This is a genomic window from Shewanella aestuarii (assembly GCF_011765625.1).
Classification (GTDB): Bacteria; Pseudomonadota; Gammaproteobacteria; order Enterobacterales; family Shewanellaceae; genus Shewanella; species Shewanella aestuarii_A.
Genome location: NZ_CP050313.1, coordinates 2,291,870 through 2,305,856, shown reverse-complemented (window position 1 = coordinate 2,305,856; position 13,987 = coordinate 2,291,870). Strand labels below are relative to the sequence as shown.

General features: G+C 39.4%; 10 protein-coding genes and 1 tRNA gene. 6 read left to right on the top strand and 5 right to left on the bottom strand.

What is annotated here, in order from left to right; genetic code table 11:
- Positions 1-24: 24 nt before the first annotated feature.
- Together HBH39_RS10340 and rmuC are read right to left on the bottom strand one after the other, a co-directional pair.
- On the bottom strand, positions 25-1,974 hold the full coding sequence (locus HBH39_RS10340) for a transglycosylase SLT domain-containing protein (protein WP_244325637.1): 1,950 nt from the start codon (positions 1,972-1,974) through the stop codon (positions 25-27).
- A 106-nt stretch (positions 1,975-2,080) separates the two neighbouring features.
- On the bottom strand, positions 2,081-3,568 hold the full coding sequence (gene rmuC, locus HBH39_RS10335; RefSeq protein ID WP_167677996.1) for a DNA recombination protein RmuC: 1,488 nt from the start codon (positions 3,566-3,568) through the stop codon (positions 2,081-2,083).
- A gap of 176 nt (positions 3,569-3,744) precedes the next feature.
- Here rmuC and msrP point away from each other — a divergent pair, with 176 nt between their 5' ends.
- From msrP to HBH39_RS10320, 3 genes are all read left to right on the top strand, one after another.
- Entirely contained in the window at positions 3,745-4,779 is a 1,035-nt protein-coding gene (gene msrP / locus HBH39_RS10330) for a protein-methionine-sulfoxide reductase catalytic subunit MsrP (protein WP_167677994.1), read from the top strand.
- Positions 4,779-5,381, top strand: coding sequence for a protein-methionine-sulfoxide reductase heme-binding subunit MsrQ (gene msrQ / locus HBH39_RS10325; protein WP_167677992.1), 603 nt, complete (start codon positions 4,779-4,781; stop codon positions 5,379-5,381). The genes msrP and msrQ overlap by 1 nt, the downstream gene beginning before the upstream one ends.
- Before the next feature lie 406 nt (positions 5,382-5,787).
- On the top strand, positions 5,788-8,274 hold the full coding sequence (locus HBH39_RS10320; protein WP_244325636.1) for a bifunctional diguanylate cyclase/phosphodiesterase: 2,487 nt from the start codon (positions 5,788-5,790) through the stop codon (positions 8,272-8,274).
- Positions 8,275-8,299: 25 nt separating this feature from the next.
- Here HBH39_RS10320 and HBH39_RS10315 read toward each other — a convergent pair whose 3' ends face one another.
- Complete coding sequence (locus HBH39_RS10315) at positions 8,300-8,632, bottom strand: hypothetical protein (RefSeq protein WP_167677990.1); 333 nt, start codon at positions 8,630-8,632, stop codon at positions 8,300-8,302.
- Between the two features lie 360 nt (positions 8,633-8,992).
- Between HBH39_RS10315 and HBH39_RS10310 the strand changes: the two genes are divergently transcribed.
- The 3 genes from HBH39_RS10310 to HBH39_RS10300 all read left to right on the top strand — a co-directional run bounded on the left by HBH39_RS10310 (position 8,993) and on the right by HBH39_RS10300 (position 12,901).
- On the top strand, positions 8,993-9,475 hold the full coding sequence (locus tag HBH39_RS10310; RefSeq protein ID WP_167677988.1) for a hypothetical protein: 483 nt from the start codon (positions 8,993-8,995) through the stop codon (positions 9,473-9,475).
- A gap of 135 nt (positions 9,476-9,610) precedes the next feature.
- A complete protein-coding gene (locus HBH39_RS10305) occupies positions 9,611-11,545 on the top strand; it encodes a B12-binding domain-containing radical SAM protein (RefSeq protein WP_167677986.1) in 1,935 nt (644 codons plus the stop codon).
- 468 nt (positions 11,546-12,013) lie between these two features.
- Positions 12,014-12,901, top strand: coding sequence for an IS982 family transposase (locus HBH39_RS10300; protein WP_167674774.1), 888 nt, complete (start codon positions 12,014-12,016; stop codon positions 12,899-12,901).
- Here the strand turns inward: HBH39_RS10300 and HBH39_RS10295 are convergent.
- Together HBH39_RS10295 and HBH39_RS10290 are read right to left on the bottom strand one after the other, a co-directional pair.
- Positions 12,878-13,492, bottom strand: a complete 615-nt coding sequence (locus HBH39_RS10295; RefSeq protein WP_167677983.1) for a hypothetical protein — start codon at positions 13,490-13,492, stop codon at positions 12,878-12,880. The genes HBH39_RS10300 and HBH39_RS10295 overlap by 24 nt on opposite strands.
- A gap of 384 nt (positions 13,493-13,876) precedes the next feature.
- Positions 13,877-13,953: transfer RNA gene (locus tag HBH39_RS10290), tRNA-Pro, on the bottom strand.
- Positions 13,954-13,987 lie beyond the last annotated feature (34 nt).

Below are 13,987 nucleotides of genomic sequence, written 5' to 3'. Positions count from 1 at the left end.
TTTGAATTGATACACTATCAAAACTTAATATGCGTAATTAAACTCAACAGGGCTAAACATAGGTTGCTTGGCATTAACCTTGTTTTGTTGTTGGTATATCATGCGATAACTAAATACCGCTTGCACGTATTCACGGGTTTCAGTAAATGGAATACTTTCAATAAAACTCATGGCATCTAAATTACCTTTGGATACCGCCAACCAGCGTTTCACGTTGCTTGGTCCTGCATTATAGGCCGCAGTCGCTAACACTCGGTTATTATCAAATTGCTTTAATAACTGAGCATAGTATGCACTGCCCAACATCACGTTCACTTTAGGTTGATATAAGTCTTTTACGTTGTTAAATGGAATGTTGTTCTTTTTAGCGGTTTGTTTTGCGGTGGCGGGCATGAGTTGCATTAAGCCGCGTGCCCCGACACCCGATGTCGCATAAGGATAAAATGCACTTTCGCGGCGTGAAATAGCACGTATTTCGTCAATGTTAACCTGATATTTTTTACTGGCTTGACTAAATTCTTGCTCGGCTGCGTTAGGAAAACGTAATGTCAGTGCATCCCATTGCTTGGCCTGAATGCTAGATTCTACACTTAAGTCATACCAGCCTTGCTCCAGAGCATAAAGTCCGTATTCAGCTTGTAATTCAGTCCCGTGGCGTCGCATTAAATGTACCCATTCACTTCGTGAATCGATGATTTTGTCGATTGCCCGCAGCTCGATAACCCTTGCTAAGCCTGGATCGTCCTGTAATTTGGCTCGTAATGTTGGATTTGAGGTTAAATTATCATCGTTTAATGCTATTGGCATATTAATGATTTCAGCGGCAGTAAAACCATAAAAGTTACGTTGCTTGGCGAGCAATTGATGTTGCTGTTTAGCGTTATCGCTATCTTTACTTGCGGTTATACGGGCTTGCCAGTATTGCCAGCGGGCACTGTTTTTAGCTTGGTCACTGAGTAAGCCAAGATACGTTTCTACGCTGTTAAAATCTTGCTGACGAATAGCCCAGCGTAAACGCATCTCATATAAATCATCATCAGCTAAGTGTGGCAACATAGTATCAGTATGATCTTTTAACTCATCAATCTGGAAAATTAATACTCGTCTAACTAAATAGTGATTAAGCTGACTTGCTTCATCTTGGGTAAAGCGACCAGCTTTTTGATATTTGTTATACAGTTTTACGGCCTGTTTTAAATCTTTACGAGCGAGCTTTCTTAGGCCGACATTAACAATGTCAGCAATGATAGGCTTTGAACTGCGAAATTGTTTAGTGTGGCGTAAGGTATTCGGATCGCGATATACCTTCATTAGCAATTCAGCTTGTTGACTGTGCTTGGTGATTTTATTGCTTAAATAACTTAATAGACTAGATTGACCCGCATTAAAGCTTAATAGCATTCTGGCCCAAATAAGCTCTTGGGTACGTTTGCCTTCTTTTGTCCATTGGCTAAACAATGGATCACACTCTTTGGGCCTGGATTTGCCATATAACCATAGCTTTTCGGTGCCCTCGTAGGCGATTTGTTTATTGCCGGTTGCGAGTTGTGAGCGGTAATAAAAACATTGCAAACGAGTATCGTTTGGCGTGTCGGGTGATACGGTTAAAAAGTCTTGCCAACGCAGCTGCTCTCCGGCGCGCATTAAATAACGAAAACGACCTGAGTTATATAAAGGTGTGGTGTTAAATTGCTGCAGGGCCGAAAGCGCTTTTGAGCCGGACATTGCAATAATAGCGTCAATATTATGATGATAATCAAGATAAACTGTGAGCGGATAATCATTCAGTTTTGCACGCAATTGCTGGTATTCAGCCATTTTTTTACTATCTAGGGCTTTTTTTGCATCAAGATAGGTTTGCTGCTGCGAGGTTAACGCAAAAGCAAAATTTGCACAAAACAGGCTACATCCAATAAGCATTAAGCCTGTTAATAGCTGATGAAACACTGAATAATCAATTCGATAATTACGCATTTAAATGAGAGTCTCCGCCTCAGTACATCGTTTGCGATTTTGTTTGTTTTGCTGCTTATCTGTAATGTGTTAGTTATATGATGTTTGGATTAAACCTACCTTATTTTTAATCTGCTTTATCAAGGGATTCATCAAGTGCACGGTTGAGTATGTTTTTATCTAGCTGCTTACTGGTATTGACGCCTAAACTTTGTAACTGATGCGCTTGGCGTATCAAATTGCCTTTGCCGGTACTTAATTTACCCATTGCTTGTTGATAGCTTTTGTCAGCCGTTTCAAGAGCCCGACCTAATTTGTCCATGTCATCAAGATACCCGCATAATTTATCGTAAATTTTTGCTGCTTGGTTGGCGATAGTTTGTGCATGCTGATTTTGATATTCGTAGCGCCAAATATTGTTAATGGTTCTTAATGCCACTAACAAATTAGTTGGACTTACCAGCATGATATTTTGCTCTAGGGCAAAGTTGATTAAACTAGGATCATATTCAATCGCCAGTAAAAATGCAGGCTCAACAGGAATAAACATTAGCACATAATCTAAGCTTTTAAGACCGTGTAATTGATGATAGTCCTTTTGGCTGAGGCCTTTGATGTGCTGGCGCAGTGATAAAGCATGATCTTTTAATGCTTGGTCGCGCTCTTGAGGATCGTCACTGTTAAAGTAGCGCTCGTACGCAACCAGTGACATTTTGGCATCAATTACCACATCTTTATTTTCAGGCAAATGCACTATCACATCGGGTTTAAAGCGTTTGCCGTCATCATTTTTTAAATCTTGTTGGGTGTGGTACTCATGGCCCTCACGAAGGCCACTTTCTTGTAGCACTCGATCTAAGATCACTTCGCCCCAGTTGCCTTGTTGTTTGTTATCGCCTTTTAACGCTTTAGTCAGGTTAATGGCATCTTGGCTCATTTTTAAATTCAGCTCACGTAAATGATTTAATTGATGTTTCAGTGCGCTGCGCTCTGATTGTTCATGGTTGTATGAGTCTTGAATTTGTTTTCTAAAGCCTTCTAGTTGTTGTTTGAGTGGCCCAAGTACACCATCTATTTGGGAGACGTTTTGCTGTTTGAAGTTTTCACTGCGCTCTTCAAAAATTCGGTTGGCTAAATTTTCAAATTGCAGTTTCAAACGTTCTTCAGCGGTTTCCAGTAATTGAATTTTATCTTGTAAGGCTTGTTGTTCAGCTTGATTTGTTGCGATTAAGGTTTGTTGCATCGCATTTGATTTGGATAAATTAAGTTGCGACTCGAGTATTTTTCGCTGACTGTCTTCTAAGCGCTGTTCTAACTGTGGAATACGCTCAATTAATGCCTGTGCTCTAGCAAGTTGGCCAATTTGAATTTCATGTTTAGCTTGCAAATGATGCAGGCTGTCTTGCTTATCATCTAACGACTCTTGTAGCTGTGCCATTGCTTGCTGTAATTCAGTAATTTTTTGGGTTGCTTCCGTTTCATATTGCAACTTAAGTTGTTGCCAGCGTTGACGAGTTAACCTTTGATTAAGCAATGCGCCAATTAATAAGCTTAAAAATGCAATCGCCACCATTGCGGCAATTTGAGGAGGAGTAAAATCAACAGTGAAGGGCATAACAAAACCTTTTAAAATAATATCCACATAAGATTCGCATGGCTAACTTATTGCTGCAACAATAAAACCTGAGTTTTACGCTTTTTTAATGTGTTCGAATAATATTGAATCAAAATGAAATTATTTTGCGTATAACTCTGTCTAATAGTTACATTGCGACAGCTAGGGGAAAAGATATGGCGGACAAAAATACATTTTCAAAAGGCATTAAACGACGCAAGCCGTGGGATGTTGTTGATAACCAAGTAACGCCAGAGTCTGTGTTTAACGACCGTCGAAACATTGTTAAGGCATTAGGGCTAGGGGCACTTGGCGCCAGCATTCCGGGTTATGTACAAGCAGGTTTATTTGATTCTTTTGCTAGCAAACCTAAACAAGAGTTTGCTACCCGAACGTTACAATACAGCCAGCCGCAACAATTTATCTTACCCGATACGCTCACACCTGAAGACAAAATTACCCGACATAATAATTTTTATGAGTTTGGCACCAGTAAACAAGACCCGTTTGAAAATGCGCAACAATTCAAGGTTGACCCGTGGACATTGAAGATTGAAGGTTTAGTTGATACCCCCCTTACGTTAGATTTAAACGATTTGACCACACGTTTTGCTCTTGAAGAGCGCAGTTATCGTTTACGTTGTGTCGAAGCTTGGTCCATGGTGGTGCCATGGGTTGGTTTTTCATTGGCCAGTTTATTAAAGCAAGCGGGCATTCAAAGTGCTGCAACCCATGTGGCGTTTGAAACGTTATTTGATCCACAACAAATGCCTGGGCAAAAAAATCGCTTGATGGGCGGCGGGATCCATTACCCCTATGTTGAGGGGTTAACTCTTGCTGAAGCCATGAACCCACTGTCTTTTATGGCTGTCGGTTTATACGGTAAAACCTTACCACCTCAAAATGGAGCCCCTATTCGATTGGTTGTGCCTTGGAAATACGGTTTTAAAAGTATTAAATCCATTGTCAGAATGAGAGTGATGGATAAACAGCCACCGACCAGTTGGAATCAACTTGCGCCTCACGAGTATGGTTTTTATGCCAATGTAAACCCACAGGTTGATCACCCTAGATGGTCGCAAGCTTCTGAGCGCAGCATAGGCGAGGGTGGTTTATTCTCATCCAAACGTGTTCCAACCCAAATGTTTAATGGTTATGGTGACTTTGTGGCTGATCTTTATAAAGGTTTAGATTTAAGGAAGTATTATTAATGCGATTAACTCCACGTGGTTTGTGGTGGCTGAAGGCGTTATTACACTTGTTGTTTTTAGCACCAATTATTGCATTGGTGCTAAATGTACTAAGTGATAATGCTGGCGGCGATCCTGTGCAATATATTATTCATTATACTGGCATGGGGGCCTTAAACTCGTTAGTGGCAACCTTGTTAATCTCTCCGATAGCCAAGGGCTTTAAACTAGGCTTACTTTTGCAAAGTAGAAGAATGATTGGTTTATATGCTTTTGTTTATGCCAGCTTACATATTATGGCGTTTATAAGTTTAGATTTATTGTTTGCTTGGGGATTTTTAGTTGAGGAGGTGATAAAACGACCTTACATTTTAGTCGGTGCAATTACTTACATTGTTTTGCTGTTGTTGGCGCTAACCTCTTTTAGCGGAATCAAAAAGAAAATGGGTCGACACTGGCAAGGCTTACATAATTGGGTTTATCTTGCAGCTGTCCTTGCCCCCATTCATTTTTATTGGTCGGTAAAGTCTGAAATTATTGAACCCAGTATTTATCTATTTATTTTTGCCATTTTATTGCTATTACGCCGTGAAAAGTTAATGAAGTTATTTCAACGTCATTAGTTTGATTATTTGAGCTCTCAGTTTTGTATTTTTAGTCATCTAAACTTGTTTGTTGAAAACAAGGTTCAAGTTTTGATCTACTATCATAATTAAAAATTAAAAATTAAAAATTAAAAATTAAAAATTAAAAATTAAAAATTAAAAATTAAAAATTAAAAAAGCTCGCCTATAAGTTGTAGTCCGCATCTAGTAACAACTTCAGTTGTATTTTGCTTGTTGAAACCGAAAACTACCTAAAAAGAGTTATAAATTTAAACAGTTATTTTTCTAGGGCGGCTGTCATAGTTGGTTGGTTACGCCTATAGTTACTCATAAGTTTGATTCAAATTTGCATTTATTGTGGTACCACATTATGGAATATCACAATAAACGGACACATGATCAATGACATGAGTCAATAAGTTATATGGAAATAAATATTTTTCAATACATTACGTCAATGTCATATTGGGTGTTAACCATTTTGTGGTTAGTCATTGTTGGCATTTATTTGTTAAAAATAAAGCAACTAAAATCGATAAATGGTTTTTTAGGTGGAACGATAACCGTTTTACTGATGATCCTGACCATTGATGCTGTTAGGACTATCATAGAAAGTGTTTATTTTGGTTTGTATTTTAACTCTTTGTATGGATTACTCCCCAAGGTTATCAATGATTTTCTCTCAAAACCATACTTACTTATTATCCCCAAAGTAATCAATATTGTTGCGGGGGTACTGATCATTTGGTTGCTGATTCATAATTGGTTACCGAGAGAGCTTCGGGAGCGTGAAGAGTCATTACGTGATCTTAATGAAGCCAAGCAAAAATTAACCGAGCAGAGCCAACGTTTATCGGAAGTGATATGGGCAGCTAACTTAGGCACTTGGGAATGCAATATTGAGTCTGGTGACTGTATTGTCAATCAAAGATGGTGTGAAATGCTCGGTTACACTGTTGAAGAACTTGATTCTATTACCCTAGATACATGGAACAATTTATTACACCCAGATGATAAGATTGAACATGATGAATTACTTAATCTATATGTAAATCAGAAGGTTGGCTCCTATGAACTAGAATTTAGGATGCGACATAAAAATGGTCAATGGCTTTGGATAGTGAGTAGAGGGCGCATAGTTGAATGGAATGATGATGGCAAACCCGTTCGTATATCTGGCACTCATCAAGAAATTAACGCAAATAAGAAACTGGAAGAAGGGGATAAGCTGGCTGCCAGTGTTTTCACTTATGCTAAAGAAGGTATTGTTATCACCGATAGGGCTGGGAAAATTCTAGATGTAAACAATGCATTTACTGCCATTACTGGTTACTCACATGATGAGGTATTAGGTAAAAATCCTCAAATGTTTCATTCGGGACAATACTCAGCAAGATTTTATCAAAATATTTGGAAGCATTTACTCGAAAATGGTTTTTGGACTGGAGAGGTATGGAATAAACGTAAGAATGGTGAACCTTATCCTGAAATGCTTACCATAAGCGCAGTTACCGATAGCCGAGGAAAAATAACAAATTTTATTGGGTTATTTAACGATATCTCCGCCATTAAACAATACCAAGGGCAGTTAGAGCGAATGGCGCATTATGATCCATTAACCAACTTACCTAATCGTGCCTTACTCGCCGATCAATTAACCCAATCAATGAGTCGGTGTTTGCGCCAAAATACACTCGTTGGCGTCGCATTTCTTGATTTAGATAAATTTAAAGAAATTAACGACTGTTATGGCCATGATATTGGCGATGAACTATTAATTTTAATTTCAGCCAGAATGAAAAAAGTGCTGCGTACTCAAGATACGATTGCACGTATTGGTGGTGATGAATTTGTGGTTGTTATGGAAGGTATTACCCAGGTAACTGATTGCAAACCACTTCTCGATAGGTTGTTATTAGCAGCGTCAAAACCGTTAATCATTAATGGCGTGAAATTAGAGATTTCAACAAGTATTGGTGTTTCTCTATACCCTCAAGATGGAACCGATGCCGATCAACTGCTGCGAAATGCCGATCAAGCTATGTATGTTGCCAAGCAGCATGGAAAAAACCGCTATCACTTTTACGATAAAGCGCAAAATATCAAAATCGTTAACCAACATGAAAAGTTAAAAGAAATAGCTAACGCTTTACAAGAAGGAGAATTTGAACTCTATTATCAGCCCAAAGTGAATATGAAAACGGGTGAAGTCATCGGTGTTGAGGCGTTAATTCGCTGGCAGTCAGCTCAGCGAGGTATTGTCGCACCCAATGAGTTTCTGCCTTTAATTGAAAATAATGAACTTATTATTAAAGTGGGTGAATGGGTTATTCATACCGCGATGCAACAAATACAAGCCTGGCGTGCAATGGGTTTAGATATGCAAATCAGTGTAAATATTAGTCCGTTGCAATTACAGCGTGGCGATTTCCCAACACGGTTAGCGAATATTTTATCTTCATATCCTGATATTCCACCTGAGTTCTTAGAGTTAGAGGTGTTGGAAACCAGTGCCTTAGGTGATTTGCTTAAAATATCTGAAACCATGCATCAGTGTATTAATCTTGGGGTGAATTTTGCTTTAGACGACTTTGGGACGGGTTATTCCTCTTTGAGTTATTTAAGACTTTTGCCAGCCAGTTTGATTAAAATTGACCAAACCTTTGTGCGAGATATGTTAATTGATTTTGATGATTTAGCGATTATTGAAAGTGTTGTATTACTGGCAAAATCATTTAGACGAGATGTGATTGCTGAAGGTGTTGAAACCATTGAACATGGGGTCGCATTGCTAAACCTAGGTTGTGACTTAGCCCAAGGCTATGCAATAGCAAGACCCATGCCTGCAAAAGATATCCCTAACTGGATTGAGCATTGGAAGCCAGATGCATCCTGGTGTAAATTTGGCTAATGATTTTGCTATTGCAGATATCATATTATTGTTTAGACGTTTGGTTAATTAATCGATTACATGAGTAGGCTGCAAATAATGTAAAGCTAATAACACCAGTCATAATAGCTGCTAATCTCCCCCAAGGCTGGCTAACGTTTAAGCGCATTTCAATAAGTTCGAACGTGGTTATTCCCCAAACCAATACACTAGCCAAAATTAAACCTAGTTGAAGTAATCGTGTTAATCCGTTGTGCTTGGCAATCAGCACTAACGGCAAGCAGGCACTTATCAGCGCTAATGCTTGATGGCCAAAACGCAAAAAATGTGCGCCAATCAGTAAGTAAGCAAAAGTAATGATGATTAATCTCCACCACATATATGTTCCCTTTCACAATAAAAATATTACTTGCAAGCTCGACACATGATTGTGTTAAGCGTTATGCGCATGATACTGACTTGATAAAAAGTATTCTGTATACCTGTTCACAAAGTAAAAGGCGGAATGCATTAAGAAGTGGAATTGTAATCAGCGTGCATTGACCTTATTCCGCTAATTATTTGTTATTTGGGTTGGCGGTTTATGTTTAAGTCATAAATATTATTGGGATGACTTAAAGAGCTAACATTGGTGCTGAATTTATTTTAACTGACGTATTATCTGTTTGTTATTGGTGTGGCAATTGCCAAACTGCTACATTAACCCTATTGTGATTAACTATTTTTACGAGGTAATTCTATGGATGGAAAATCTTGGTTCATTTTTGTGCTATGCCTAATGGCTTTTAATGCTTCAGCCCAAGTGTATAAATGCGCTGATGGTAAATATCAGTCAGATCCTTGCGATGAACAAAGTCAGCCATTAGATTTAAGCAACGTTGGTAATATTGTTGAGTCGCCGGTGAAAGCGCTCCAATATAACGATGAAACCCAGTCTGCTGCCACCACCAAAGCAGAAGTGACAGATTATATTCGTAAGCAACAAATCAAACGTGAAATCACCACCCTTGAAAATGACCGCAAGAAAGTATTTGCCGCCCGAGATGATAAAATTGCCCAGCTGCGTAATCGTGGTCGTCATGCCAATAACAATCTTGCTGGGGCGACTTGGCAGCAAAGTCTGGCGCAAGAGATGACGGCAGTAATGCAACAGGCCGATACCGATGTGCAAACCATAGACAGACAGATCGAGTCGTTAAAAAGTCAATTGCTACAGCAATAAATCCTTAGCCAAGTGCTAATTTACGGGTTTTTATTGAGTAGCTTTGCTAGAATCCCCGCAAATTTTTGGCTAGCCGTATTGGCTGCCAACTCAGTTCTCTCTGAGTATTAAGGCTTCAGAATTTAAAGGCAGGCTATGACAGTACTTCTAATGACTCCTCCTATGACCCAATTGAATACGCCTTATCCGGCAACCGCGTATTTAACGGGTTTTTTGCGCTCACGAGGTTATGAAGCCGTTCAGCGCGATCCTGCCATCGAGTTGTTTCTTGAAATGATGACCGCGCCTGCACTGGATATTATCCGTCAGCATGTGGAAGCAAACTTTGAGCACTTTGAAGATGATGAATTACCTGATGCTATCTTCAACTTTTTGGCTGAGTTCGAGCGTTATCAGTTAACGGTTGAGCCTGCCATTCGCTTTTTACAAGGCAAAGACCCAAGTCTTGCACTTCGTATTAACTCACGCCGTTTTTTACCTGAAGGCCCAGCCTTTGATGCCATAGCACAAATGGAAGCCGTTTCGGGCGATGTGTTACAGGCTGCTTTTGGAAATTTAGGCGTGCAAGATAAAGCCAAATATCTGGCCACTTTGTTTATTAATGACTTGTCATCGGTGATCACTCAAGGAGTTGATCCTTATTTTGAAGTCAGCCGTTATGGCGAGCAATTAGCCGCAGCTAATCCAAGTTTTGATAACCTTTATGATACCTTGATGGATGAGCCAACATTTAGCTCCGACATTTTAGAGCAATTGGTTGAGCATTATTTAGAAGAAACTGAGCCAAGTGTTGTCGCGTTAACAGTGCCTTTTCCGGGCAATATGCTTGGCGCTCTACGTATTGCGCAAACTTGTAAATCCATTAACCCAGATATCCCCATCGTGATGGGTGGCGGCTTTATGAATACAGAATTACGCGCCTTAAAAGATCCTCGTGTATTTGAATTTATAGACTTTATTTGTTTGGATGATGGCGAGCGCCCCTTAATTACCTTGCTAGAATACTTTGAAGGTAAGCGTGAGATTGATGAGCTAGTGCGAACCTACTTTTTAGCTGAAGATGAACAGGGGCAAGCTTATGTTCATTTAAATCAGAACGATGAGTTACATGATATTCCTCAATCTGAAGTAGGAGCGCCAATTTACGATGGTTTGCCATTAGATGAGTACTTGTCGTTATGTGAAATGCTTAACCCTATGCACCGTATATGGAGTGATGGTCGCTGGAATAAATTAACCATTGCTCATGGCTGTTATTGGCGTAAATGCAGCTTCTGCGATGTTAGTTTGGACTATATCGACCGCTACGATACCGCGGGCGCTGATATTTTAGTGGATAGAATTGAACAGCTTATTGCTGAAACCGGACAAACGGGCTTTCATTTTGTTGATGAAGCCTTACCGCCAAAAACCTTATTTGCGTTTGCTAAACGCTTAATTGAACGTGGTGTAGTCATAAGCTGGTGGGGAAATATCCGTTTTGAACGCACCTTCAGCCAAGCCCGCTGCCAATTGTTAGCTGATTCGGGCTGTATTGCAGTCAGTGGCGGCCTTGAGGTTGCATCAGACAGGCTATTAAAGTTGATGAAAAAAGGCGTGAGTGTAGAGCGAGTAGCCCAAGTCACCAAAGCATTTAGCGATGCTGGAATTATGGTTCATGCATACCTAATGTATGGTTTTCCGACACAAACGGAACAAGAAACCATCGACTCATTAGAAATGGTACGTCAAATGATGCAACAAGGTTGTTTTCAATCTGCATATTGGCATCGTTTTGTGGCAACGGTGCACAGTCCGGTTGGTATGAACCCTGAGCAGTTTGGTATCACGCTTGTTGATCGCCCTGATATTTTATTTGCTGAAAATGATGTTGATTTTATTGACCAAACAGGAACCGATCATCAAATGTTAGGAGAGGGGCTGCGTAAGGCAATTTATAATTACATGCACGGTGTGGGTTTTGAGCAGCCAATGAGCTTTTGGTTTAATCAGCCCGTAGCCCCTACGACAATGAAAAAAGATTTAATATCTAAAGCAATTAATAACCTGATTGATAGTCATGAAGATTAATCTGTTAGGTATTTAATGTTGCATCGCTAACATTAAAGCCTGTAGTCATATTGATTACAGGCTTTTTTGATTCTTTTTAGACAGCAGAATAATAATTCGCGTCAATGTCATCAAGATTATCAATCAATATATTACACAAAGTACCGGTTTTGTTGTGGATCAGCTAAACCAAAAACGTGTATCAGTTAAAATGTTCAATTTGATTTCTATGACAAAGCTACAGCGTTCTAATTATTTGATCACTGATAGTGCGATAAGCATCATTGAAGCGTTGCTGATAAAAATTATCATCTTGCTCTAACCAAGTTTCAACAAATTCAGGTGGCCCCTGATATTGGTAAGATTTTGTTTTATTACGTTTTCGTTCCTTTTCTAACCTGAATTCGGGATAAAAATAGAAGGGAACTAAAAGCTGGTTCCATGATCAGATCTTTCGACCAAGAAGGATTGACCACAAAGGAACCAGCTATGCGTAAACTAGTAGATTTATTTTGTCATGTCGATGATTTTTGTAAGGCTTTTCTACCTCAGTGGCAGCAACTTCAACTTGAAAGTGGCGAGCGAAAGCGTAATCGTAAAGGACGAATGTCTGAAAGCGAAATTATGACAATCATTGTCGCTTTTCATATGTCTCATCAGCGTGATTTTAAAAACTTTTATCTGGGAATTATCTGTCGTTATTACAAAAATGATTTCCCTAAACTTCTCAGTTACACCCGATTTATTGAAGTGATGCCATCGATGCTTATACCACTAAGTGCTTTCTTTACCCATGTTAAAGGAGTGCCTACAGGTATTGAGTTTATTGACTCTACAAGCATTAAAGTCTGCCATAACTTACGCATCCCGAGACACAAGGTATTCAAAGGAACGGCTGCAAGAGGCAAAGGAACAATGGGCTGGTTTTATGGATTTAAGCTGCACATTATTACCAATCATCTTGGCGATATTGTGGCAGCTAAGCTTACTCCTGCTAATACGGATGACAGAAAGCCCGTTCGGGAACTGTCAAAAGGGCTACTCGATAAGCTTTACGCCGATAAAGGTTATATCAGTAAGGCGCTGACTGAAGATTTGAAAGAAAACGGGATCACTCTTATAACAACTCAACGAAAGAACATGAAGGCGAAGATATTAGCGGCTTGGGACAGAGCAATGCTGTCTAAACGGTTCATCATTGAAACCATCAACGACCAACTGAAGAATATTTCTCAGATAGAGCATTCAAGACACAGGAGTTTACATGGATTCATGTTGAACTTGCTAGGTGGATTAATCGCATATTGCCTAAAACCAGAAAAGCCATCATTGAACATCACACCTACAGAAAAGTCAGGGTTGATGGCGATGGCTTAAACCGATCTCAGGTTTTTCTAGGTAGTTAACAACAACTGCGACCTCTAAAGAAAGTGCAATTCTGCCATCACTAAATGAATTAAATTGTAGTGACTGAATTTGTATTGAGACTTGGTTATCATATGGAGCATCAACAACTGTAAAGTTTTTACCGGCTTGTTTTGTTACTTCCGTTAAGAGGTTTGTTTGTGGCTGGTTGGTGTTAATAAAATTGGTGGTTTTACTTGATAAATTAGCTTCGTCTTCTGTTGAAAGTCCTGTTACGCTGCCAACGACAGCGCCTAAACTACCTCCACCAACGGCTCCAGTTAAAGCTAAAATCGGAGAGCAGATAAAAAAGATTGGCCCACAGAATAATCCTGCTGCCGCCCCCACGCCTGCACCTGCAAGCCCTCCAGTTGTAGCATCTTCTCCTATTCCATTATTGGAAATATTAAAGGGCAAGTTTTTGTCTGTATCTGAAATAGTTACAAACGCCACAGAGTCTCCTGATTTTATCACGTCGAGTTTTGACGTACTGCTACAGGCACTCATTGTCATCACACAGACATAAGTGAAAGAAATTAAAAATAGTGAATTTGTTTTGGTCATATAAGGTGGGCTCTTTTAATGAAAAATAATTTTTTCATTAGCAAAGCAGACTAACATGTGTGAATTTTTAAACCTAACAATGTTAAGTTTAATGTTGGTTTATTTAACATTTCGTTGGTTTTTTGCTAGTTCGTATTAAGCAACATTGCGTTTCAGCAATACTATGATGGAAATGCGTGTAAGTTGTGCCATTAATGCAGCTATTTACTGTGATTAGTGTTTTAGGGTAGATGATGAAAGGCTATAGCGCTAAGTTAAATCATTACCCTGTGTTTGTTGCATTGGCTTATTGTTGATATGAGCTGAAAAAATAATAAGGAATGATTTTTAGATACAATAAAGCCTGTAATCATTTGATGACTACAGGCTTTATTGAGTTTAATTTGGTCGGTATGAGAGGATTCGAACCTCCGACCCCTGACACCCCATGACAGTGCGCTACCGGGCTGCGCTACATACCGAAATAATTGCTTACTAAGTTCGCAACGTGGGGTA